Origin of the sequence: Pseudomonas sp. WMBT8 (assembly GCF_050916005.1) — a bacterium.
Taxonomy (GTDB): domain Bacteria; phylum Pseudomonadota; class Gammaproteobacteria; order Pseudomonadales; family Pseudomonadaceae; genus Aquipseudomonas.
The window spans coordinates 3,504,826-3,529,117 of sequence record NZ_CP188096.1; the positions used below are offsets into that span (position 1 = coordinate 3,504,826).

Genomic DNA, 24,292 nt, shown 5'->3' on the forward strand with positions numbered 1-24,292 from the left:
ATTATGGACCGCCAGGGCCGAAAGGAAATTCCGCCCTGGCGGCAAAAGAGTAGATGCGGGGTGTTCCTCTCAGTCAACCAGCGTGGCCTTGGGCACCAATGCCCACGGCGCCATCAAGCGCTGCGGGGTCTGGCAGGTCTTGCGCTTGAACACGAAGTTGTGGCACTTCTCGGCGAACTGTTGGCGGTTTTCCACCATGTCCAAGCGCATCTGTGCCAGCTCGTTTTCGCGCAAGCGTGCAATCTGCTCCAGGTCCATCTGGGCTTTACGCGCGCGATGCAGGGCGTACTTTTCATCGGTCAACGCGTCGCTGGCCTGTTGCAGCAACCATGAGCCAAATGCCCGTGGGCAGCGTGGGCCGATATCCTGGATCATCCCCCACTGGCGGCCCTGGAAGGCGCTGATCGGCAGGCATTGCTCGATGAGCCTGTGGGCGATTTCACTGCCGACCGCGCGCGGCAGGCTGTAGGTCCAGTATTCGGAGCCATACAGGCCCATGGTCTTGTAATGCGGATTGAGCACCACCCCCGCCCGGGCGAATACGACATCGGCCGCCAGCGCCAGCATCACACCGCCGGCTCCGGCGCTGCCTGTCAGGCCACTGACCACCAGTTGCCGGGCTGTCAGCAGTTCCTGGCAGACATCGTCGATAGCCTGGATGTTGGCCCAGGCCTCCAGCCCCGGCACCTCGGCAGCCTGAATCACGTTGAGGTGCACACCATTGGAAAAACTCCCACGCCCGCCCCGGACCAGCAGCACCTGGGTGTCCCGCGCCTTGGCCCAGCGCAGTGCCGCGACGAGGCGCTGGCACTGTTCGGTGCTCATGGCACCGTTGTAGAACTCAAAGGTCAATTCGCCAACGTGACCGGACTCTTGATAACGAATCGGTTGATACGCCATCTCATCGAACCCTTGGTGGGCAATCGAGCCGTCCAGTACCGGTACACCCGCCAGTTGCCCAGCCAGCACGTGACGGGCCGGCAACTTGAAGGTTTCCTCGCCGGGCTGGGCCTTGCGCTTGAGCGAGCCGACCCACAGGCTATGATCACCGGCCGCGACCAATACCGCGTCATCCTGTACCGCGAGGATTTCCCCCGCCGTACCCCGGCGCGAATCCAGATGCGCGTCATACAGGTAATACTGGCCGCCGGCGAGGCTCGCCAACACACCGGGCTGGCCGTCGGCGGCGTCGATGGTGCGTTTGATGAACCGGGCGCAGTCGTACCAACTGAAGGTGCGGTCAGCTTGCTTCATGTTCGGCTGCAAACGCCCGATGACGTCAGGTTGCGTGTAGTCGAGGGGCACCGGCACGAAACCGCGGGCGAATTTTTCTACTACATCGCGGATGCAATAGATCGCCGCGTCACTCACCGCGCCGTTGTACAGCTCGGATTTACGCACATCGGCGGGCATGTCGAATTCACAGGTCGACCAGATCGGGCCGGCGTCCATTTCCTCCGCCGCCTGCAAGGCCGTGACGCCCCAGCGCTTGACCTGCTGGGTGATGGCCCAGTCCAGTGCGCTGGCGCCACGGTCGCCGACAATCCCCGGGTGAATGATTACCACCGGGCGATCCGGATTGCTCCAGAGCTGCTGCGGCACCCGGTCCTTGAGAAACGGGCAGATCACCAGGTCCGCCGCCGATTCCTCGATCTGCCGGCAGACCGTGGCTTCATCGGTGAACAGCACCACACTGGGCACATGGCCCAACTGGCGCAAATCCAGCCAGGCCCGTTGGGTCAAGCCGTTGAACGCCGACGACAACAACATAATCTTCAATGACTGCATGACTGACTCTTCCTTGAGAATGCATGGCCGCAGGCTCCTTGAGCCATCCTTGGCCTTTTATGGAAACCCAAGGGTAGAGGGAGTGTCAGGAAGGGTAGATGACCGAGATCAATCTTGTGTCAGCCAGTGGTTGATCGGCTGCGGGGGTTGCCACGCAGGGCATCAATCGTGCCCGTCCAGCCCTTCTCGAACCAGGTCCAGAAAGGTCGTCAGGATACGCCGGGAGCTCTGCGCGCGCAGGCACACCAATGTCTCGGTGAACTGGCGCTGACAATCGATGATCGGCAACCCGCGAAGCCTGGAGTCCGAGCCCAATTCGGCCGCAGAAACGACACCGACGCCCATGCCAATGGCTACCGCCTCGCGCGCGGCTTCACGCCCCTCCACTTCGATCGCCTTGCGAATGCGCAAGCCCGCCGCCGCCATCTCTTCCTCGAGGGACAGCCGCGTGACCGAGCCCTGCTCGCGTAAAACCATGGGAGTGTTGTCCAGGTCGGCCAGGCAAACCGATTCACGCTGGGCCCAGGGATGGTCATGCGCCACGAACACAAGCATGGGATCGCTGCGCAGATGCAGCGTCAGCAGGCGATCGTCGTCGATACTGCGCCCCAGCAAGGCGATGTCTGCCTGATGGCCGAACAATCGCTGCAGGACTTCATCGGTATTGGCGGTCTCAATCTTCACATCCACACCTGGGTATCGGCTGCAGAAGCGAGAGACATAGGGCAAGACATGCACCGGCGCATCCACGGCCAGGTTCAGCGTGCCCGTCGACAAGGTCCGGTAGTCCGTCAGCATGTCGTGGGCATCGATACTGATATCGAACAGGCGCTGAGTCAGGCCGAACAGCCGCTCGCCCACCTCCGTAAGGCGCACCAGGCGCTTGTCGCGGTAGAACACCATCACCCCGTAGTAGTCCTCGAGCTTGCGAACCTGGTCTGACACCGCAGGTTGGGACAGGCACAGCTGGTTGGCCGCCCGGGTGAAGCTGCCGTTCATCGCGACCGCATGGAAGGCCTTGAGCTGTGTATGGGAGATCGTCATTGCAGCACCTATCTATAGTTTCAGCTTATTCATGCATACGCTAAATCGATTTCATTTATGGAAAATAAACTGCAAGCATGTTTTTCACAAGATGCCCAAGCCGTTATGCCCCAGCCGCTTACAAGGAATGCGCTATGGAAGTTGAACGTTTCGCTGTGTCAAAACGCCGTTCGGACATGGTCCGCTACAACCATCACCTGTACATCGGCGGGCAGGTTGCCCAAGACCTCGGGGGAGATATCCAAGCGCAGACCCTTGAAGTGCTCCTGGGTATCGAACAACTTCTGCTCAGTGCCGGCAGTAGCCGCGAGCGGGTCCTTTCGGTGCGCATTCTGCTCGCCGATCGCGAGGACTATGCAGGGCTGAACAGGATCTGGGATGAGTTTTTTCCTGCCGGCCACGCACCCACCCGTGCCTGCACCCTGGCGCAATTGATCGACCCCGGCTGGCGCGTGGAAATGATCGTAGTCGCTGCGTGCGACTGATTCATAAACCTGCCTTGTAACGATCCAACGGAGACGACCCTATGCGCCCCTACTGGCTGGACCAGGCCTTAAAACATCAACCCGCTGCGCCTTGCCCGCCCCTGCGCCAGAACACGCGCGCCGACGTCTGCATCGTTGGCGCAGGCTATACCGGGCTGTGGACTGCCATCATGCTCAAGGAGCAGAACCCCGAGCTTGACGTGGTGATCGTCGAGGCCGACATCTGCGGCGCCGGTGCCAGTGGGCGCAATGGCGGGTGCGCACTGTCCTGGTCGGCCAAGTACTTCACCCTGGAGCGCTTGTTCGGCACCCAAGAGGCAATACGCCTGGTCCAGGAGTCGGAGCAAAGCATCTACGCCATCGGCCGCTTTTGCGACAAGTACGCGGTCGATGCCGAGTACCGTCTCGACGGTACGCTCTACACGGCGACCAACCGTGCGCAGATCGGCTCCACCGACGGGGTGATCGCCGCGCTCGAACGCAACGGTATCAACTCGTTTTCCAAATGTGCGTTGCCCGATGCACAACGCCTGGCTGGCTCGACCCGCCACCTTGAGGGCTGGTTCTCGCCAGCGGCGGCCAGCGTACAGCCGGGCAAGCTGGTCCGCGGGCTGCGCCGAGTGGCCTTGGACCTGGGCGTGCGTATTTATGAAAGCTCGCCAATGACCCGCCTGGAAGAAGGCGCACCAGCCATCATCCATACCCCCAACGGGAGCGTAACGTGCGACCGGGTCGTGTTGGCGATGAACGCCTGGATGGCCAGGGCTTTTCCACAATTCGCGCGTTCTGTGGCGATCGTTTCCAGCGACATGATCATCACCGAGCCACGGCCTGACCTGCTGGAAAAAATCGGCCTGACCAACGGCGTCACGGTTCTGGACTCGCGGATATTCGTCCACTATTACCACAACACCCCGGACGGTCGGATCATGCTCGGCAAAGGTGGCAACACCTTCGCGTATGGCGGACGTATCCTGCCGGTGTTCGACCAACCGTCGCCCTATGCAGGACTGTTGCGCAACACACTCAAGGATTTTTTTCCGGACTTCGCCGACGTCGGTATTGCCGCCACCTGGAATGGCCCCTCCGACAGATCAGTCACGGGGCTGCCGTTCTTCGGCCGCATGGGCTCAAGAGGCAATGTCTTCTATGGCTTCGGCTATTCCGGCAGCGGCGTTGGCCCTTGCCATATGGGCGGGCAGATCCTCTCGTCACTGGTACTGGGCCTGGACAACCCGTGGACGCGCTCGCCACTGCTGCAAGGCCCGCTAGGCCACTTCCCTCCAGAACCGATCCGCTACCTCGGCTCCCTGATGGTGCGCAACGCCATTCGGCGTAAAGAGCATGCCGAAGACCACAACCGGCACCCTCGTCGATTCGACGTGCATCTGGCCAAATTCGCTGCCGCCGCCGGCAAGGCCGACAAGGGTTGACCCACCTCAGTCAGCCCGCATAACAGGCACCACAACGATCTTAGCCACCGTTTCAGCGATGACTTTATCGGCTCCATGCATCACTCCTCACAACAATAATATTGCTGGAGAAGATCATGACCCACACTGCGTTTGGATATGCACCTCTACTGCCCCCCCGAGCCTTCAGCAGGCCCTGCCTGCTGGCGACAAGGCGCCCTTTACCACTGACAGCCTGACTCCATTCTCACGGCCATCTGATCGATGCCGTGGGCCTGGACGGGCTCGTACCGCAAAAACAAAAACAAAAAACACTTTCCTTTGCGCTGTCTGGCACCTTTTACGGGATCAGAACACCATGAACAAAAATAATCCGTCGGTCCTTGCAAGCAGTTGGCACTCCCTCAAGCGTTGGCGCGTGCAGGTTTTCCTGATCACTTGGGTGGCTTATGCCGCCTTCTACTTCACCCGCAAGGCGTTCTCCGTCGCCAAGCTTGGTATTGGCGAAGACCCAGGCTTTATGCTCGAAAAGACCATGATGGCCAACCTCGACGCCCTCTATCTGGCCGCCTACGCCATAGGTCAGTTTCTCTGGGGAAACTTCTCGGACCGTTTCGGCCCCAGGATCGTAGTTTTGAGCGGCCTGGCCATTTCGGCGGGGGCAGCGCTCCTGATGGGGACCTACGCCACCCTGCCGATCTTCGCGTCTTGCATGATCATTCAGGGTCTTGCGCAATCGACCGGGTGGTCAGGCTTGTGCAAGAACGTCAGCAGCTTCTTCAGTACGGGAGAACGCGGCCGCGTACTTGGCTACTGGAGCACCTCCTACGCCTTTGGCGGCTTGGTGGCTACCCCGTTTGCCGGCTGGTGGGCTTACCAGGTCTATCACGACTGGCGCGTAGCGTTCATCAGCAGCGCGATCGTGGTGCTGGTGGCGACCGTGCTGTTCTTTTTCCTGCAACGCAACTGTCCGGAAGACGTAGGCCTGCCGGCTGTAGAAGTCGAGCTCGAACCGGTCAGTAACGTCGTAGTACCACGGGAAAGCATGTGGGCCGGTTTACGGATCGTGATGAAGAATCGTACGGTATTGGTGCTCGGCCTTGCCTACTTCATGCTCAAGCCCGCCCGTTACGCGATCCTGCTGTGGGGCCCGGTGATTATCTACGAGCGCATGCCCGAGATCGGCAAGGTAGCCTCTGCAATCGTGCCTACCTCTTTTGAGCTTGCGGGTTTAGTCGGCCCCATCCTCATCGGTATTGCATCGGATAAATACTTCGGTGCGCGTCGTGTGCCCGCCTGTGTCCTTAGCCTGGTTCTGCTGACTATCTGCCTGGCGCTGTTTGTTCCCGCGATGCAAAGCGGCAGCCTGTACATGGTGGTCGGCCTGCTCTTTATGATGGGCCTGACACTCTACGGGCCGGACTCGATGATCTGTGGCTCGGCGGCGATTGACTTCGGCAGCAAGCACGGCGCGGCTTCGGCTGCCGGCTTCGTCAATGGCTGTGGTTCGGTAGGTGCGGTTTTGGGCGGCTTGCTGCCGGGTTACTTCGACACCATCACCGTATTCCTGGTGTTCACCGCCACGGCCCTGCTGGCCAGCCTGATGCTGGTGCCATTTTGGAACAGCCGGCCAAAGACCGTGGAAAACCCGCAGTTGGTCTCAACCCCGACGCCGCCGGCCAGGGTCAGCACTGCCTCTTGATCGCCAACCCTGCAAGGCCCAAGCGCAGGCATGGAGACGGTCGCCTTGGCCTGCTCCGGCCATGCGTCAGGCCTGGCCTATGAGGCACTTGGGGCCACAGGGCCGGTCATTTTGCCTGGCGCAATGATTTGGGGGTGCGCCCGTAATACTTTTCAAATGCAGCGCTGAAGCTCGAAAGGTGTTGAAACCCGACCTTGTACGCCACCGTAGACACATACATGCCCGACTCCAGCAGCTCCCTGGCCTTTGCCATGCGGATATCCGTGAGCATGCGGTAAGGGCTGGTGCCAAACACCTTGCGAAAGCCCTGTTTAAGCTTGAATTCATTGGTGCTCAACGTAGCGCACAGATACCCGACGGTTAATTGCCGATCGAATTGGCTCATCAGGATATCCCGTGCGCTCAGCATCAAATCCTGGTCTTTTGCGCGGATCTTGTCCTCTACAGGCGTTGGCGCGGGGGCAAGCGGGCGGATCTGCTCCGACAGCAACCCGAGTGCGGCAATGTGGATATCGAGCAGCCCTCCAGCCTGGTCGTGCAGATGGACCAATGAATCGGCCAGCCTCTGCGTGGCCGCACCGTGCTTGCCGCAAAATAAATGGTTGGCCGACAGGTCCTTGGCATTGTCCAACAGCAAGTATTCCAAGCCGTACCGCTGCAGCAGTGGCGCCTTGGCCACCAGACGCAACTGGCGGATAGCCTGTTTGGCCGGATAACACCGCTCTCCCCGCAAACTGCCGTAGGTGGCGACGGTACTATGGCCGCCTATGAAGTCGTAACGCTGCCCGTCCATACCGGTACTGCTCGATTGTCCGGACAACGCAATCGCCACCGTCAGGGCACGCTCCCCTTCAAACGACCCAACTTCCACCAGGTCAAAGTTTGGATTGAAACTGGAGTAGGTCACTGCCAGGCCATCCTCGAATGTCAGCGAGTCACTGAAGCAGGTTCCCAGGCTTTCCGGTAACTGGGAGCGACGCCAAGGCGATTGCCCCAGGCGAGAAGGTGCGGCCCTGTCCGTGGAAGAAAACCGATAGCTCATTTTCATCATTCCTTGTGTTGCGCTTACCCAATGACGGGGGGAGATCTCCGAAATGCCAAACAGATAATCCGGACCTCCAAAAAAGTGTAACAAGATTTATTCGCATTGGCATCCTATAGTGGCCCGACCTTAATTAGCGCCTATTTCGGGCCTGGCTACCACATGAATTATGCCCCTGACTCGGTGCTGCGCACCGTTTTCATTGCGTTGTCTGCCCTTGCCTGCCCGGCAGCTGTTTATGCACAAACCGCGTCGGACTCTGCCGAAAATGCAACCAGCATCGCCCTCCCCTCCGTGGTGGTGACGGCCGACAAGATTGAGCGGCCGCTGGAAATGGTACCCGCCAGTGTCGCGGTGATTGATGGCCAGGATCTTGAGCAATCGGGCATCACGACTATGGAGCAACTGGAGGGTCGCATTGGCGGGTTGTCCTTCCAGCCCTTTGGCCAGGCCGGTATGAAAGCACCGGTGATGCGCGGCGTGACGGCCGGTATCCACTCCTATTCTTCCTCGGTACTGCTCCTGGTCGATGACGTTCCCACATTGATGGCACAGGGCTTCGAGAACAGCCTCCTAGATGTGGATCGTGTCGAAGTACTGCGTGGACCGCAGTCCACCTTGTACGGGCGCAATGCAGAGACCGGCGTGGTCGCCATCCACAGCCAGCAGATGGAAGATACCCCACGGGCCACGGTAACGACCGAGCTGGGCAGCCGGGACAAGCGGGACGTGCGCTTCGCCTTGAGTGGCCCGCTGGTTGCCAACACCTTGTATGGCAGCGTTTCCGGCTCGATCGCACGGCAGTCCGGGTTCATTCATAACACCTATACGGGCGGGGATGAGGACCATACCCACCACAAATACCTGAACCTGGGACTGCGCTGGACCCCAACCGACGCCGATGAAGTGGTCACCCGTTACACCCGTCAGGATTACAACGACGGTGCGGCGCTCTGGGGCAATGCCGGCCAGCCCAGCGACCGCGTTGCATCCACCACGCCCAGCTGGAACCGCTCCCTGGGCCAGACCTTCTCGATCAATGCCTCGCACCTGTTCGATACGGGCCTGCGCCTGCGCTCCATCACTGCCTACAACGACTACCAGGACAAGGTCCTGCAAGACTCCGACTTCATGCCGGTAGAACGCCTGTACATCGGGCGCGACAACCATATGCGCACCCTGTCGCAGGAGTTACGGGTGGAGGGGCAACTGGGGCGGGCCGACTGGTTAGTAGGCCTATACGGTGATCACGGTAACAACGACTTGCGCAACTTTGCCCTGCGCAGCCCCGTCTTCTCTGATTATGGCGGCCGCTTGAAGACAGATTCGGTGGCCCTGTTCACCCACTGGAATGTGCCGTTCAACGATGACTGGAGCGTTTCGGCGGGCGCGCGCATCGAGCGCATGTCGGCAGGCATCACCCCCACCGGTGGTGGACACAGCAGCCAGGACTGGACCTATGTCTCGCCGAAGCTGAGCCTGCAGTACCAGATCAATGCCTCCAACCAGTGGTACATCAGTGCCAGCCGAGGGGTACGCGCCGGCGGCTATAACATCTTTGTTTCCAGGCTCAACTACCCCTCTTATTCGCCGGAAGATATCTGGTCCTACGAGACCGGCCTCAAGGGCTGGGCGCTGGACAAACAGCTGCGTTACTCCCTCGCGGCCTACGTGATGAAAATCGACAACATGCAAGTGCAAATGCAGCCGGCGGTGGGCGTGATCTACACCGCCAGCGCCGCCAAGGCGACGTCCAAGGGCGTAGAGCTGGACCTGGACTATCTGCTCGGTGCCGGCTGGCAAGTGACCACAGGCGTGGCCTTCAACCACACCACTTACGACAGTTTTCAGGACGGTGCGACCAACTACGCGGGCAACTACAACACCTTTGCCCCCCGACTCAATGGCCATGTAGACCTGCGCTACACCGCGCCACAGAGATGGTATGCCCAAGGCAGCGTGGTGGGCACCAGCAAGATCTACCTGGATGCCGGCAACCGTTACGAACGCAATGGCTACGGCCTGCTGAATCTGGTGGTGGGCTATCCCTTCGGCCAGTGGGAAGTGGCGGCTTATGCCAACAACACGCTCAATAAGAAGTACGACGCCGAAGGTTACAACGCCGGCTACTACACCATCTACAGCCCGCCACGTGAAGTCGGCGCGCGACTGACCTGGCGCATGTGAGGCGTGGTGATGAACACAACTTTCTGGTGGCCACGACAGCTGCTGATCGGCTGGATCAACCTCGCCCTGACGGCACCGTTGATTTATCTGTTCATCGGCCTGCCGTTGGTGATGCGCGAACACGGCTGGAGCGCTACACAAATTGGCCTGATGCAGATGACGGGGTTGCCGGCGCTGGGCAAGTTCCTGCTGGCGACACCCATCGACCGCTGGCAGGTAGGCCGGAACAATTATCGCAATTGGGGAATGCTGCTGGGCGTGGGTTACATCGCCACCCTGCTGTTGCTGGGCCTCCATGATTTGGCTGAGACACCATTTGCCCTGTTGTTCGTGCTAGCCATGGCGGTCAGCCTCTTCGGTACCTGGGTCGATTTGCCCATCAACGCGCTGGCCATCCGGATGCTGCCGCAAACCCAGCGCATGCAGGCCGGTGCGATTCGTTCAACAGCCACCTCGCTGGCGGCAATCATCGGCGGTGGCCTGATGCTGATCCTGCACAGCCGTACAGGTTGGGCCGCGCCCTTGTACGTTTTGTCTCTCGGGGTGCTTTCGGCAGTGCTGCTGCTCCCGCTGCTGCGAACACCGACCACACTTGCCTGCCCTGTTCCCGAAGAGCGCGACGCCTTTATATCCAGGCCCAGTATGGGGCAATGGCTGGCGTGGTTTACACAACCCGGGCACCGCACCTGGACCGTATTGCTGATCTTGTATTTCCCGTTGATCGGCACCGTCTGGGTGTTCCTCAAGCCGTTGATGCTCGACCAGGGTTTCAGCCCTGAACGCATTGCACAGATTGTCGGCGTGGGTGGCGGAGTGGTCGCCGCTTTCTCCAGCCTGGCCGGGAGCTATGTATCGCGAAAGTGGGGAGTGCGCGTTGCGTTGCCCTTGTTTGCGGCCGGCAACCTGCTGACGCTGGGCACGCTGGTCGCCAGCACGCTGCTTTGCTGGGGGCCTGACGCAATGGCCTTCGCGGCGTTGCTGGTGGCCCTGATGATGGGCGCCAGCGGCGGCCTGGTGTTCGGTTTGATGATGTACCACGTACGGCCCGGGCTGTCGGCGCTGGACTACGGCATCCAGTCGAGTCTGTTCGTAGCAGGTCGCACGCTGCTGCCGATTCTCGCCGGCGTGTTGCTGGACCACACCGGTTACAGCGGCCTGTTCGGCTGCCTGCTGGCCGCCCTTGGCCTGATGCTGGCCTACCTGCTCGGCTGGAGCCTGCGCGCCCCGCGCAAACCCGCCAGCCAAACACCCTCACCCACACAGTCGGTTGAATAATTTCAAGGAGATGACCCGATGCAAGAGCTGAAAGCGCCGAGCACCCTCGCTCAACTGATGCCCCTTGAGCGCGTCCGTGAAGTTGCCGCCCGCCACGCGTTGAACGCCGACCAGCAAGGTGTGCTGGCCGCCGAAGTGGTGGAGGCGCTGACCTGCGCCGGTTTTTCCCGCTACTTCGTGCCAAGGGAACAGGGCGGGCACCCCGGCACCTTCGTCGAACTGTCACAGCGCATCGTGGCTGTGGCCAAGGCATGCCCTTCTGCTGCCTGGTGCGCCATCATCCAGGCGGTCGTAGGGCGCATGGCAGCCTACCTTCCAGTGGCTGCACAACAGCAAATCTGGGGAGACAGCCAGGACGTACGCATTTGTGCCTCGTTCCGCTCCACCGGCAAGGTCGAGGCCGTCGCCCAGGGCTGGCGCTTGACGGGAACATGGCACTACCTCTCGGGCGTTGATTTCGCTGATTGGGCTTTGCTGTGCATTGAGGTCGATGACGGGGAGCAACGCTTCGCCGCCATTCCCGCCGGCACCTGGCAAGTCCTCGACAATTGGCAAACCCTGGGCATGCGGGGCACAGGCAGTCACTCGATCATCCTGGACGCAGTGGTTGTACCGACGCATATGACCTTCGCCAGAACCGACTTGATGAAAGGTGGTTCCCGCCACGCCCAGGGCCCGCAGTACCGGGCCTCACCGATTGCCGCCGATGCCCAGCTGTTTTTGGCCTGTGGCCTGGGGGCCGGCTGGCAGTGCCTTGAGCAATGGCGTGACAGCCTCCCCAGCGAGGCAGTGGGTGAAGTGGCCATGGCCTATGCCAGCGCGGAAGCTGCACTGGAGACCTGCGGCCTGTTGCTGCACAACAGTTGCCAGGCGATTGACCAGGGTGAGTTATCACCACTGCAAATCGGACGTTGCGCCCGTGATGCGAGCTTCGCTGCACAACTGCTTCTGGACGCCGTCAACCGCATCTTCCGCCTGAGCGGCGCCCAAGCCCACTTCAGCAGCAATCTGGTGCAGAAAAGCTGGCGTGACGTGCAAACGCTGACGTCGCACATCGCGTTAAGGCCTGACTTCAATTTCATCGGCTATACCCGGCATGCCCTGGCGAACAGGCCGTAGCGCAATGCCCGCCAGGACAGCGGTAGACAGGGAGGCTTACATCATGCAGGACACCTCACCAATGACAGGCTTCGCAAACCACCTGCAGTTGCGTCGGATCAATCGCGCAACCGTCGAGCGCTACATGCACATGAAGGGCACCGAACGGCTGCAACGCCACACCTTGTTCAGCGAGGACGGCTGCGGCGGAAACTGGACCACGGCTACCGGAGAGCCCCTGGTTTTCCAGGGCCACGAGAGCCTGGCACGCCTTGCCGTATGGCTCGAGCAATGTTTTCCCGACTGGGAATGGCACAACGTACGGATCTTCGAAACCGACGACCCCAACCACCTCTGGGTGGAGTGCGACGGGCGCGGCAAGGTGCTGATCCCGGGCTATCCGCAAGGCTACTGCGAGAACCACTACCTGCACTCATTCGAACTCGATAACGGCAGGATCAAGCGCAACCGCGAGTTCATGAACCCTGTGCCCAAGCTGCACGCACTAGGCATAGCCATGCCGCAAATAAAGCGCGACGGCATTCCCGTCTAAATACCATCAAAGGAGTATTGATGATGCCAGACACAACTAACCAAGCCGACTTCAGTGGCGCCTCCGATCTTCGCGAGAAGAATCGCATCACCGTTGCAACCTACATGAATACCAAGGGCCAGGATCGCCTGCGTCGACATGAGTTGTTCGTCGAAGATGGCAGTGGCGGTCTATGGACGACGGATACCGGCGCACCGATCGTGATCAGCGGTAAACAGAAACTCGCGGAACATGCGGTCTGGTCGCTCAAGTGTTTTCCGGACTGGGAATGGTACGACATCAAGATCTTCGGTACCGACGACCCCAATCACTTCTGGGTCGAGTGCAAAGGCCACGGCAAGATCCTCTTCCCCGGTTACCCGGACGGCTATTACGAAAACCACTTCCTGCATTCCTTCGAGCTGGATGACGGCAAGATCAAGCGCAATCGCGAGTTCATGAACGTCTTCCAGCAACTGCGCGCACTAAGTATTACGGTGCCGCAAATCAAACGCGAAGGTATTCCCACCTGATAGCCAGCCAAGCAGGGTCAATAATGGACGATTTATTGCAACGCGTGCAGCGCTGCGAGGTGCTGCAGCAACCCGACTGGGACGATCCGTCGTGCCTGCGCAAGGTTCAGGAGTGCCTGCGGGCCAGCCCGGCGTTGATCCGGGTTGGCGATACCCTGGCACTGCGTGCACAGCTTGCCCGTGTCGCCACGGGCGAGGCGCTGGTGATGCAGTGCGGCGACTGCGCCGAAGACATCGACGACCACCAGGTACACAGCGTGACACGCAAGACCGCACTGCTTGAGACGCTCGCCGGGGCGCTGCAAAAGGCCGGGGGCCGCCCGGTAATCCGGGTCGGGCGGATTGCCGGGCAATATGCCAAGCCTCGATCCAAGCCCCATGAACAGGTCGGCGAACAGCTGCTGCCGGTGTATCGCGGCGATATGGTCAACGGTCATGCGGCGAATGCCAGACAGCGTCAGGCCAACCCACAGCGGATCCTCAAGGGCTATGCATCGGCGCGCAACATCATGCGTCACCTGGGCTGGGACGCCCCGCGCGATCTTGATAAAGGCGCCCCGCCGGTGTGGACCAGTCACGAGATGCTGTTGCTCGACTACGAGCTGTCGATGTTGCGCAAGGATCACCAGCACCGGGCCTACCTGGGGTCGACCCATTGGCCTTGGATTGGCGAGCGCACCCGACAGTTGAACGGCGCGCATGTGGCGCTGCTCAGCCAGGTGCTCAACCCGGTGGCCTGCAAAGTCGGCCCGCAGATGGGTCGCGAGCAGTTGCTGGGGCTTTGCGAACGGCTCGACCCGCAACGCGAGCCAGGACGGTTGACGTTGATTGCGCGAATGGGCGCACAGGCCGTCGGCGAACGCCTACCGTCGCTGGTAGAAACGGTACGTGCAGCCGGCCATCCGGTGATCTGGTTGAGCGATCCGATGCATGGCAACACTATCGTCGCCCCTTGCGGCAACAAGACCCGCATGGTGCAAACCATTAGCGAGGAAATCTGCACCTTCAAGCATGCCGTGACTTCAGCCGGTGGCGTGGCCGCCGGCCTTCACCTGGAAACCACCCCCGACAACGTCAGCGAATGCGCGACAGACGCGGCAGGTTTGCTCCAGGTCAGCCGCCACTACACCAGTCTCTGCGACCCACGCCTCAATCCCCAGCAGGCACTCGCCGCAGTGATGGCCTGGAACGGCTGGCAAGCAGCCCCCACTGCAAACTTCCCACTGGAGACTGTCGCATGACCGGCATTCCAAACATCGTCCCGTATGCCCTACCCACCTCCCGCGACCTGCCTGTCAACCTCGCACAATGGCGTATCGACCCCGAGCGCGCCGTACTGTTGGTGCATGACATGCAACGCTACTTCCTACGGCCCTTGCCCGACGCCCTGCGTGAAGAAGTGGTGGGCAACGCCGCGCGCATTTGCCAGTGGGCGGCTGACAACGGCGTGCCGGTGGCCTACACCGCCCAGCCTGGCAGCATGAGCGAAGCGCAACGCGGGCTGCTCAAGGACTTCTGGGGGCCCGGCATGCAGGCCAGCGCCACTGACCGCGAGGTGGTCGACGCCCTGACGCCCAAGCCTGGCGACTGGCTGCTGACTAAGTGGCGCTACAGTGCGTTCTTCAACTCCGACCTGCTGGAGCGGATGCACGCCAATGAGCGCGATCAGTTGATCCTGTGCGGGGTGTATGCCCATGTCGGGGTGCTGATCTCGACCGTAGATGCCTACTCCAACGATATCCAGCCGTTCCTCGTGGCCGACGCTATTGCCGACTTCAGCAAGGAACACCACTGGATGGCCATCGAATACGCCGCCAGCCGCTGTGCCATGGTCGTCACCACTGACGAGGTGGTGTCATGAGCCAAGCCGCCGCCCGCCTTATGGAGCGCATCCTGCAACCGGCGCCCGAGCCGTTTGCCCTGCTGTACCGGCCGGAGTCCGGCGGCCCGGGACTGCTGGACGTGTTGATAGGCGAGATGTCGCAGCCCACGGTCCTGGCCGATATCGACTTGCCCGCCACCTCGATCGGCGCGCCTCGCCTGGATGTATTGACGCTGATTCCCTACCGCCAGATTGCCGAGCGTGGCTTTGACGCCGTGGACGATCAGTCGCCATTGCTGGCGATGAAAATCACCGAACAGCAGCCCATCGGCATCGAACAGCTACTGGGGTTGCTGCCCGACGTGCCCATCCAGTTGAACAACGAGCGCTTCGACCTCAGCGACGCAAGCTACGCCGAGATCGTCAGCCAGGTGATCACCAACGAAATCGGCTGCGGTGAAGGCGCAAACTTCGTGATCAAGCGCACCTTCCTCGCCGAGATCAGCGAATACGGACCAGCCAGTGCCCTGTCGTTCTTTCGTCATCTGCTAGAGCGGGAGAAAGGTGTCTATTGGACATTTATCATCCACACCGGCAACCGCACCTTCGTCGGTGCATCCCCCGAGCGCCATATCAGCGTCAAGGAGGGGCTTGCGGTGATGAACCCCATCAGCGGTACTTATCGCTATCCGCCCGCCGGTCCCAACCTGGCAGAGGTCATGGAATTTTTGGCCGACCGCAAGGAAGCCGACGAGCTGTACATGGTGGTCGACGAAGAACTGAAAATGATGGCGCGCATTTGTGACGACGGCGGCCGCGTGCTCGGTCCTTACCTCAAGGAAATGGCCCACCTGGCCCACACCGAATACTTCATCGAAGGCAAGACCCGGCGCGATGTACGCGAAATCCTGCGCGAAACCCTGTTCGCCCCTACCGTCACCGGCAGTCCACTGGAAAGCGCCTGCCGGGTCATTCAACGCTATGAGCCACAAGGCCGGAGGTACTACAGCGGCATGGCTGCGCTGATCGGCAGCGACGGCAAGGGGGGGCGTACTCTGGATTCGGCGATCCTGATTCGCACCGCCGACATCGATGGCAACGGCCAGGTGCAGATCAGCGTGGGCTCGACCATCGTGCGCCACTCTGATCCAGTGACCGAAGCTGCCGAAAGCCGGGCCAAGGCCGCCGGGCTGATTAGCGCATTGAAAAACCAGGCGCCCTCGCGCTTCGGTAGCCACCTGCAGGTGCGGGCGGCTTTGGCCAGCCGCAATGCCTACGTTTCCAACTTCTGGCTGATGGACAGCCAGCAACGGCAACAGACCCATGCCGATTTTAACGGGCGCCAGGTGTTGATCGTCGACGCGGAAGACACCTTCACCTCGATGATCGCCAAGCAACTTCGTGCCCTGGGTCTGGTGGTAACGGTGTGCAGCTTGCGCGACGAATACAGCTTTGATGGTTATGACCTGGTGATCATGGGCCCAGGCCCCGGTAACCCGAGCGATACCCAACTGCCAAAAATCGACCATCTGCACGTGGCCATCCGCTCCTTGCTGCGCCAGCAGCGACCGTTCCTCGCGGTGTGCCTGAGTCATCAGGTGCTGAGTCTGTGCCTGGGCCTGGAGCTGCAACGCAGAGCCATTCCCAACCAGGGCGTGCAAAAACAGATCGACCTGTTTGGCCACGCCGAACGGGTCGGTTTCTATAACACCTTCGCCGCCCAGAGCAGCAGTGACCGCCTAGACATCAACGGCATCGGAACCGTCGAAATCAGCCGCGACAGCGAGACCGGGGAAGTACATGCCCTGCGTGGGCCATCGTTTGCATCCATGCAGTTTCATGCCGAGTCGCTGCTGACCCAGGAAGGCCCACGCATCATCGCCGACCTGCTACGCCATGCCCTCCTCCACACACCTGTCGACAGCAGCGCTTCGGCCGCCGGGAGATAACCATGCACCAATACGTCATCATCGACGCCTTTGCCAGCGTCCCTCTGGAAGGCAATCCGGTCGCGGTGTTCTTTGACGCCGATGACTTGTCGTCCACGCAAATGCAACGTATCGCCCGCGAGATGAACCTGTCGGAAACCACCTTCGTGCTCAAGCCGCGCAACGGTGGCGATGCGTTGATCCGGATTTTCACCCCGGTCAACGAACTGCCGTTTGCCGGCCATCCATTACTGGGTACCGCTATTGCGTTGGGTGCGCAGACCGACAATCACCGGCTGTACCTGGAAACCCGGATGGGCACCATCACTTTTGAACTGGAGCGCCACAACACCAGTGTCATCGCCGCCAGCATGGACCAGCCCATACCGACCTGGACCACCTTGGGACGCGATGCGCAATTGCTCAGCGCCTTGGGGATCAGCGGCTCGACCTTTCCTATCGAGATCTATCACAACGGCCCGCGCCATGTGTTTGTCGGCTTGCCGGATATTGCCGCGCTGTCAGCGCTGCACCCCGACCATCGTGCCCTTGCCAGCTTCCATGACATGGCCATCAACTGCTTTGCCGGCGCAGGGCGGCAGTGGCGCAGCCGGATGTTCTCACCGGCCTATGGCGTGGTCGAGGATGCCGCCACCGGCTCTGCGGCCGGGCCCTTGGCAATTCACCTGGCACGCCACGGCCAGATCGAGTTCGGCCAGCAGATCGAGATTCTGCAGGGCGTGGAAATCGGCCGGCCGTCGCTGATGTTCGCCAGGGCTGAGGGCCGAGCCGATCAACTGACTCGGGTTGAAGTATCGGGCAATGGCGTCACGTTCGGCCGGGGGACCATCGTGCTATGAACCCTTCACTACAAGGCAAGCCCCTGCTGGGCAAAGGTATGTCGGAGTCTCTCACCGGCACGCTGGATGCGCCGTTTCCCGAGTACCAGACGCTGCCCGCCGATCCCATGGTCGTGCTGGCCAACTGGTTGGAGCGTGCACGCCGCGTGGGCATCCGCGAACCTCGGGCGCTGGCTCTGGCCACCGCCGACAGCCAGGGCCGGCCATCGACACGCATCATCGTGATCAGCGAAATCAGTACGCGTGGCCTGGTGTTCGCCACCCATGCCGGCAGCCAGAAAGGGCGCGAACTACTGGAGAATCCCTGGGCCTCGGGGGTGCTGTATTGGCGTGAAACCAGTCAGCAGATCATTTTCAATGGTATCGCCGAGCAGCTTTCGTCGGAGCGCGCCGACGCACAGTGGCAGAGTCGGCCCTATGCAACCCACCCCATGTCGGTGGCCTCGCGCCAGAGTGAAGAACTCATCGATATTGAGTCGTTGCGCGCGCAAGCCCAGCGTCTGGCACTAGTCGGCGGCCCGCTGCCACGCCCACCCGGATATTGCCTGTTCGAGTTGTGCCTTGAGTCAATTGAGTTCTGGGCCAACGGCAGCGGGCGGATGCATGAGCGGCTGCGCTATGACCGCTGCGCCGAAGGCTGGAAACATCGCCGGCTACAGCCGTAGGACAGTGCAATAAACACGCTTTGAAAAACCGGGTTGCTGCAACTTCGAACACATTGCACGAACTTCAATATTCATGACACCCGGTCAACAAGACAAGAGTCCGGGTGGGAAACAACGCGTACTCGAAATGCCAAACAGAGAATCCGGATCGCCAAAGTCTGTAACGACATTAATTCCCATCTGAATCTTATAGTGGCGCTAGAACGTTGTCCTTGATCCAGCGCTAGACAGCGGGCCAGAGCCTACGCAAACAACGTTGAACATTACTGAGGTTGCTACCATGCCAGATCTGCAAAACAAGCGTAAATATCTGAAAAGTGCAGAATCCTTCAAAGCTTCACTGCGTGATGACCGCACTGTTATTTATCAAGGCCAAGTTGTTGAAGATGTGACTACACACTTCTCTACGGCTGGCGGCATATCGCAAGTTGCAGAAATCTACGAGGAACAGTTCAGCGGTAAACACGACGACATTCTGACGTACGTACGCCCCGACGGTTACCTGGCCTCTTCTGCCTATATGCCCCCCAGAAACAAAGCAGACTTGGCGTCGCGACGCCGCGCAATCATGTACGTTGCGCAAAAAACCTGGGGCACCCACTGCCGTAGCCTGGACATGATCGCCAGCTTCGCCGTCGGCATGATGGGACACCTGCCGACATTCAGGAAAAAATGCCCCGAGTACGCAGAAAACATCACCGATTACCATGACTACGCCGAGCGCAACAGCCTGTATTTGTCCGAGGCCATTGTTGACCCTCAAGGCTATCGGGCACGGACCCACGGCACCGACCTCAACCTGACGCCGCCCGATCGTGCGGTGATGCGGATCAACAAGCAAAACGCCGAGGGCATCTGGATCAGCGGCGTCAAAGGCGTGGGCACGGTAGCACCGCAATCCAATGAAATATTTGTCGGCAGTTTGCACCCCGCGGCGCCCGACGAGTCATTCTGGGCCTACGTCCCTGCCGATGCGCCGGGGGTGAAGATTTTCTGCCGGGAGATTGTCTCCCAGCCCCACGCCAGCGCCTACGACCACCCGCTCACGTCCAAAGGCGAAGAAGCCGAGGCGATGGTGGTATTCGATAACGTGTTCATTCCACGCTGGCGAATCATGGCGGCAAACGTCCCAGAACTGGCCAACGCCGGTTTCTTCAACCTGTGGACCTCATACAGCCATTGGTACACGCTGGTGCGTCTGGAAACCAAGGCGGACCTGTACGCCGGACTGGCCAAGGTGATCATGGAAGTCCTGGGCCTTGAGGGTATTGCGGTGGTTCGCCAGCGGGTCAGCGAAATAGTGCAGTTTTCAGAAATACTCAAAGGCATGTGCATCGCGTCCATCGAAACGGCCGAGATGTCCGACGGCGACATACTGCTGCCTGGCCCCAACGCACTGGCCGCCGGACGGGTATTTGCCATGGAAAAACTGCCCCGGGTGCTGCATCTGCTCAGAGAGCTGTGCGGACAAGGCCTGATCCTCAGGTTCAACGAGAAAGACTTGGCCGCCGACGCCGCCTTTGGCCAGAAGTTCTCCTGGTTTCTTGACACGCAAAGCGTGGGCGCCAGAGAGAAGAACCTGCTGATGAATCTGGTGTGGGACGTGGCCGCCAGTGAGCACTCCACACGGGCGTTGGTGTTTGAAGAGCAGCACGCACTCAGCGAGCCCCTGCTGCGCGATCGCCTGGTGCTGGACTACGACTACCACCAAAGCACCAGCCTGATACGCCGCATGGTGGGGCTCAACGCCAAATAGACCAACTGCCGCGCAGGCGCCGCGCAATGAGCCCGGCGCTCGATCAGCGTTGCCCGCCTTGCGGCCTCTGGCATCTCGTAGTTTCCAACCTTCAACGGCTACACCGCCCCAGGAACCTCCAAATGAATACAGCAGGAGCCCGTTCATGACGGAACAAACACTCAAAGCGCGCGAGGTCAAACTACTCGGTTACAACTCACGCGCACTCAAGGCCGAACATTTTGCGGTGGTCGAAACCGCGCTTGCAGCACCCGGCCCCGGGCAAGTACTGGTGCGCAACCGCTGGTTTCGTGTCTCTATCTCTACCCGCTTGATGGCCGAAGCGGGTGCCGAGGAGGTAAAGGGCATTCCCTTTCCACCACTCAAGCCTGGCGACACGCTCGCCGATGGCGCCATTGGCGAGGTGGTACAGGTCGGCGCCGGCGTTGATCTGAGCATCGGCAGCCTGGTCATGCATCCTTTGGGGTGGCGCGATTATGCAATGGTGCCGGTCGCACAATGCACGTACATCGACAGCCCGGTCGTTGACCCCGCCGCGTGGCTCGGGCATGGCTGGACCGCCTTTGCCGCGCTGGTCAAGGGCGTGCAAGTGCGTCCGGGCGATACGGTCTTTGTCACCAGCGGTGCAGGCGCGATTGGCTCAATGGCCGGGCAAATCGCCCGACTGCTGGGTGCTACGCGAGTCATCGGCACGACCAGCAACCAGGAGAAAGCCCGCTGGATGCAGGCGCAGTTGGGTTATGACGCGGTGGTCACACGCGAAGGCGAGCCAATCCGCGAGCAACTGGCCCGCGTTGCTCCAGAGGGTATTGACGTTATCGTCGACATGGTCGGCGGCGAACAACTGGCGGCCGCGCTGGAGATCGCCCGGCACGGTGCACGTTGTGTATTGCTCGGTGCAGTGTCAGCGGAACTGAACCCCCACAGCGCAACCCTGAAGGCACCGGTGGAGCTCGACACCTTCCAGCTGATTCTCAAGGGCGTGACGATACGCGGTTTCAGTGCCGACGAAGAGGCACCAGAAATGTTTGACGCCTGGATCCGGCAACTGGCGCTGTGGCAGCGCGGCAGCGGTATTCGGATTGCCCACACATTGGTCAAAGGCCTGGACCAGGCACCGCTGGCGTTGCAAGAAGCCTGCGCGGGCCACCTCAAGAGCCTGGTCCTGGTGGAGTTGGAACAGTGATGGACACCTCAACCGTTTCACCTCAAGTCAATACCACCGCGGCGCAATCATGGCTGCTGTGGGTGGGTTTTATCCTGGTGTCGCTGAACCTGCGGCTGATCTTCACAACAGTTGGCCCATTGTTGGAGAACCTGCAACTTGGCTTTACCTCCACCTTGCTGGTGACGACCTTACCTCTGGCACTGCTGGGTCTGTTCTCCATGGCCGGCGTAAGGTTGCGACACTGGCTGGGAGAGGAGCGTGCGCTGTTTTTCGCGCTGATCCTGCTAAGCATCGGTTGCAGCGTTCGCGGGCTGGGTGAGTCCGGGCTGATCGTGGGCACCGTAGTGGGCAGTGTGGGTATTGCCGTGATGAACGTGATCATGCCCGTGCTCGCACGAAAACGCTTCGGTCCGCAACGCATGGGTATGGTGATGGGGATCTATGCATTGATGCTTGGAGCCGGTGCGGTACTGGGTGCCAGCGTATCGCTGCCGCTGTTCCAATGGCTGGGGGCTGATCGCGCCTCGGCGTTCCATGCCCTCGGGCTCTGGGCCGTCCCGGCCTTGCTGGCCTTGTTACTGTGGTTGCCACAGTTGCGGCACGCCGCGCACCATGGGTTGGGCAGCGGTCATAGCGGGCCGAGCGTTAACGTTTATCGCAACCCCACGGCCTGGGCAATCACGCTGTTTTTCGGACTGCAAGTGCTGAACCTGTTCGTGTTTCTGCCGTGGATGCCCACCCTACTCAGGGACCGTGGCACCGATGTGGCTACTGCGGCGCTGATTTTCTCGGTCTCGCAACTGAGCCTGATGGTCGCCAGTTTTTTCACGCCTTTGCTGGCTGCACGCACCCAGGACCACCGCCCGCACATCACTTCAGTCATCCTGTTGTGCCTGGCCGGAACACTGGGGTTGATGTATGCGCCTTTGCCCAGCGCCATCGTGTGGGCCGGTGTGCTCGGCTTCGGGCAAGGTGCCGGGCTTTCTCTGGGGACGTTCCTGTTCGTTGCCAAGGCCGCCAGCATCGACACCGCCACGCGTATTTCGGCCATGGCGCAAACGGTGGGTTATCTGATTGCCGTCGCGGGGCCCCTGGTAGTCGGGGCACTCTATCAACACAGTGGAGACTGGAACCTGCCGGTGTTGTTGCTGGTGGGGATTTTGCTGATTGAATTGATCGTGGCGCTGCCGGCGGGGCGTAACGTCAAGGTGTGAGCCTTCGGAGCGGGATTTTGCGCAGATCTCGCTCCAACCGGGGCGCTGCTTGAAATATTGCCCGTCCGAAGTCGGGCTAACGCTTGGGCAGGGTAATGCGGTTCGGTGCGGGTGGCCTCGGCCACAGCCAAGAGCCATTGCGCGCTGAAAGGAAAGGAGCTCGCCTTGCAGGTGAACACTTGGGTCGGCACTTTATGATCGACCACTTTCCCCCGCCAATGCGGTCTGCTCACAGGCACCCACCTGCGGTACCAGTTGGATATCCACACGCCGATTAACGGTACGTCCGGCCTCGGTCGCATTGCTGGCGATAGGCTGTTTGGCCGCCAAGCCCTGCACCGCGAAACAACTGTCGGCGATGTCGCCCATCTGCTGCATCCAGTCGCGCACGGCTGAGGCGCGGGCGTGGGACAGGGCCAGGTTTTGTTCCACAGGTCCGGTCGCATCGGTATGCCCTGCGATCACGATCAGCCAGCCCGGTTGGGCTTTGATACCGACCAGGGCATTGATCAGTACTTTGGTCGAGCCTGGCTTCAGGATTGCGCTTCCGGCATCGAACAGCGACAGGCTGTCCAATCGCACGGGTTCGGGCATGAGGGGTGGACGGTCTTGATTTGTCAGCCATGTCTGCCAACCAAGTCCCGCGAGCAAGGCGATAATCAGCATCCCGGCAAACAGCCACAAGGCCAGACGCCGCCTGCGTGGCTCCACGTCAGGGGGCGGCAGGATCACCACAGGTTTCACCAATGTCGGTGTCATCACTCTAACGGGATCCAGCACTATTTCGCCCGATGCATAGCGCTGTTCAAGGCGCTGGATAAGGCTGCCCACCTGGTAGCGCAGAGCCTGTAATGCTTGCAGAGGATTCGCCCCCTGAGAAAGTAAGCGCGCATGCAAACGTGCCAGCTCGGTGTCCAGTTGAACCAACGCGGACACACTGTGGGCGGTCATCGCCATGCTGCGCATCAGCGGTTGCAACTGATCGAACAACCACCCCAGCAGGTCCGGACGCACCGACGCCATCGGCGGCCACAGGCGTGCCCACTCGCGACTCAGGGCTTCCAGCAACACCACGCCCTGGGTGATGCCCTCCAGCCCATGACGTTGACCGCGTGCCAAGGTGTAAAAACACGCTGTTTGTAGGTCGGCACCATTTTGTTGGAACAACGCCAGGCAGCTTTGCTCCACCTTGGCCCAGTCCACATCCGGGCAAGCAGGATGGCTGAGCTTGGCCAATTCCTCACGCAATACCGTAAATTCACTGAAGCCGCGTGGATCACCGCCGACTCGAATACGCATCTCAAACAACGCCGTCATTGGGCTTCCCTTCCGTTCTAGGTTCAAGGCTTGGTCAGGTAGTGCTGTCGCTTCAAGTGACGCACCAGCACTTTGCCCTCGGGCGCCAGGGTGGTGCCGAAGCTCACGTGCTGCCCATCTTTGAGTTGCGCGTCCAGGGCATACTCCAGATGCCCCGGCAGCGTCTGGGGCTGCAGTTCGATGGAGACCGCTGCCAGACGCGGTTCGTACTTGAGCAGGGTGGCGGTCATGGTGCCGATCAAGCCATGGGCCGTGGCGGGCAATCCCTGCAGGATCAGGCCCATGTCCGGCAGCCCGTAATCGGGCAGATGGCTGAGAGCACCGGCGCGGCTGTTGAGGATGCGCTGCAGGTTGTCCAGCACCGAGAGGGCGTGCTGGTCTTCCTCACTGACCTGATGCAGATCCAACTCACCGTCGAAATTTTGCAGCAGCATTTCGTACAGCGAGGGGTTGTACTCGGTCAT

At 60.7% G+C, this 24,292-nt stretch carries 21 protein-coding genes; 16 read left to right on the forward strand and 5 right to left on the reverse strand.

From position 1 onward, the window contains the following. Positions 1-69: 69 nt before the first annotated feature. Both ACO77H_RS16110 and ACO77H_RS16115 read right to left on the reverse strand, forming a co-directional pair. Positions 70-1,788: a hydrogenase maturation protein gene (locus tag ACO77H_RS16110; RefSeq protein WP_170041215.1), complete on the reverse strand. Its 1,719-nt coding sequence runs from the start codon at positions 1,786-1,788 to the stop codon at positions 70-72. 162 nt (positions 1,789-1,950) lie between these two features. Beyond that, entirely contained in the window at positions 1,951-2,832 is an 882-nt protein-coding gene (locus tag ACO77H_RS16115; RefSeq protein ID WP_170041214.1) for a LysR substrate-binding domain-containing protein, read from the reverse strand. 134 nt (positions 2,833-2,966) lie between these two features. Between ACO77H_RS16115 and ACO77H_RS16120 the strand changes: the two genes are divergently transcribed. From ACO77H_RS16120 to ACO77H_RS16130, 3 genes are all read left to right on the forward strand, one after another. Continuing rightward, positions 2,967-3,317 (forward strand): RidA family protein, encoded by a 351-nt coding sequence (locus ACO77H_RS16120; protein ID WP_169952938.1) that lies wholly within the window; start codon positions 2,967-2,969, stop codon positions 3,315-3,317. A 41-nt stretch (positions 3,318-3,358) separates the two neighbouring features. Next, positions 3,359-4,750 carry an FAD-dependent oxidoreductase gene (locus tag ACO77H_RS16125; protein ID WP_172311663.1) on the forward strand — a complete coding sequence of 464 codons (1,392 nt, stop codon included), beginning with the start codon at positions 3,359-3,361 and terminating at the stop codon, positions 4,748-4,750. Between the two features lie 337 nt (positions 4,751-5,087). Next, positions 5,088-6,431, forward strand: coding sequence for an MFS transporter (locus tag ACO77H_RS16130; protein ID WP_169952934.1), 1,344 nt, complete (start codon positions 5,088-5,090; stop codon positions 6,429-6,431). Between the two features lie 106 nt (positions 6,432-6,537). Here the strand turns inward: ACO77H_RS16130 and ACO77H_RS16135 are convergent, their stop codons facing one another. Continuing rightward, complete coding sequence (locus ACO77H_RS16135) at positions 6,538-7,473, reverse strand: helix-turn-helix transcriptional regulator (RefSeq protein WP_169952932.1); 936 nt, start codon at positions 7,471-7,473, stop codon at positions 6,538-6,540. Positions 7,474-7,635: 162 nt separating this feature from the next. Here ACO77H_RS16135 and ACO77H_RS16140 point away from each other — a divergent pair, with 162 nt between their 5' ends. The 13 genes from ACO77H_RS16140 to ACO77H_RS16200 all read left to right on the forward strand — a co-directional run bounded on the left by ACO77H_RS16140 (position 7,636) and on the right by ACO77H_RS16200 (position 22,511). Beyond that, positions 7,636-9,660 carry a TonB-dependent receptor gene (locus ACO77H_RS16140; RefSeq protein ID WP_432754264.1) on the forward strand — a complete coding sequence of 675 codons (2,025 nt, stop codon included), beginning with the start codon at positions 7,636-7,638 and terminating at the stop codon, positions 9,658-9,660. 9 nt (positions 9,661-9,669) lie between these two features. After that, entirely contained in the window at positions 9,670-10,935 is a 1,266-nt protein-coding gene (locus ACO77H_RS16145) for an MFS transporter (protein WP_432754265.1), read from the forward strand. Between the two features lie 18 nt (positions 10,936-10,953). Further along, on the forward strand, positions 10,954-12,054 hold the full coding sequence (locus tag ACO77H_RS16150; protein WP_432754266.1) for a hypothetical protein: 1,101 nt from the start codon (positions 10,954-10,956) through the stop codon (positions 12,052-12,054). Positions 12,055-12,097: 43 nt separating this feature from the next. Continuing rightward, positions 12,098-12,586 (forward strand): PhzA/PhzB family protein, encoded by a 489-nt coding sequence (locus ACO77H_RS16155; RefSeq protein ID WP_432754267.1) that lies wholly within the window; start codon positions 12,098-12,100, stop codon positions 12,584-12,586. Between the two features lie 23 nt (positions 12,587-12,609). Next, positions 12,610-13,098, forward strand: coding sequence for a PhzA/PhzB family protein (locus ACO77H_RS16160; RefSeq protein WP_170041206.1), 489 nt, complete (start codon positions 12,610-12,612; stop codon positions 13,096-13,098). A 23-nt stretch (positions 13,099-13,121) separates the two neighbouring features. Next, positions 13,122-14,339 (forward strand): 3-deoxy-7-phosphoheptulonate synthase, encoded by a 1,218-nt coding sequence (locus ACO77H_RS16165; RefSeq protein ID WP_169952920.1) that lies wholly within the window; start codon positions 13,122-13,124, stop codon positions 14,337-14,339. Beyond that, a complete protein-coding gene (locus tag ACO77H_RS16170; protein ID WP_169952918.1) occupies positions 14,336-14,959 on the forward strand; it encodes an isochorismatase family protein in 624 nt (207 codons plus the stop codon). Before ACO77H_RS16165 ends, ACO77H_RS16170 begins: the two co-directional genes overlap by 4 nt. Further along, positions 14,956-16,869, forward strand: a complete 1,914-nt coding sequence (locus tag ACO77H_RS16175; protein WP_432754268.1) for an anthranilate synthase family protein — start codon at positions 14,956-14,958, stop codon at positions 16,867-16,869. Before ACO77H_RS16170 ends, ACO77H_RS16175 begins: the two co-directional genes overlap by 4 nt. 2 nt (positions 16,870-16,871) lie before the next feature. Further along, positions 16,872-17,708 carry a PhzF family phenazine biosynthesis protein gene (locus tag ACO77H_RS16180; protein ID WP_169952913.1) on the forward strand — a complete coding sequence of 279 codons (837 nt, stop codon included), beginning with the start codon at positions 16,872-16,874 and terminating at the stop codon, positions 17,706-17,708. A 38-nt stretch (positions 17,709-17,746) separates the two neighbouring features. Continuing rightward, entirely contained in the window at positions 17,747-18,373 is a 627-nt protein-coding gene (gene phzG / locus ACO77H_RS16185) for a phenazine biosynthesis FMN-dependent oxidase PhzG (RefSeq protein ID WP_275941748.1), read from the forward strand. A 256-nt stretch (positions 18,374-18,629) separates the two neighbouring features. Next, positions 18,630-20,129, forward strand: a complete 1,500-nt coding sequence (locus tag ACO77H_RS16190) for a 4-hydroxyphenylacetate 3-hydroxylase N-terminal domain-containing protein (protein ID WP_170057166.1) — start codon at positions 18,630-18,632, stop codon at positions 20,127-20,129. Positions 20,130-20,274: 145 nt separating this feature from the next. Then, on the forward strand, positions 20,275-21,315 hold the full coding sequence (locus ACO77H_RS16195; protein ID WP_169952907.1) for an MDR family NADP-dependent oxidoreductase: 1,041 nt from the start codon (positions 20,275-20,277) through the stop codon (positions 21,313-21,315). After that, positions 21,315-22,511, forward strand: coding sequence for an MFS transporter (locus tag ACO77H_RS16200; protein ID WP_169952905.1), 1,197 nt, complete (start codon positions 21,315-21,317; stop codon positions 22,509-22,511). The genes ACO77H_RS16195 and ACO77H_RS16200 overlap by 1 nt, the downstream gene beginning before the upstream one ends. A gap of 192 nt (positions 22,512-22,703) precedes the next feature. Here ACO77H_RS16200 and ACO77H_RS16205 read toward each other — a convergent pair whose 3' ends face one another. Beyond that, positions 22,704-23,828: an OmpA family protein gene (locus ACO77H_RS16205; protein WP_432754269.1), complete on the reverse strand. Its 1,125-nt coding sequence runs from the start codon at positions 23,826-23,828 to the stop codon at positions 22,704-22,706. A gap of 23 nt (positions 23,829-23,851) precedes the next feature. After that, complete coding sequence (gene tssE, locus ACO77H_RS16210; RefSeq protein WP_170041201.1) at positions 23,852-24,292, reverse strand: type VI secretion system baseplate subunit TssE; 441 nt, start codon at positions 24,290-24,292, stop codon at positions 23,852-23,854.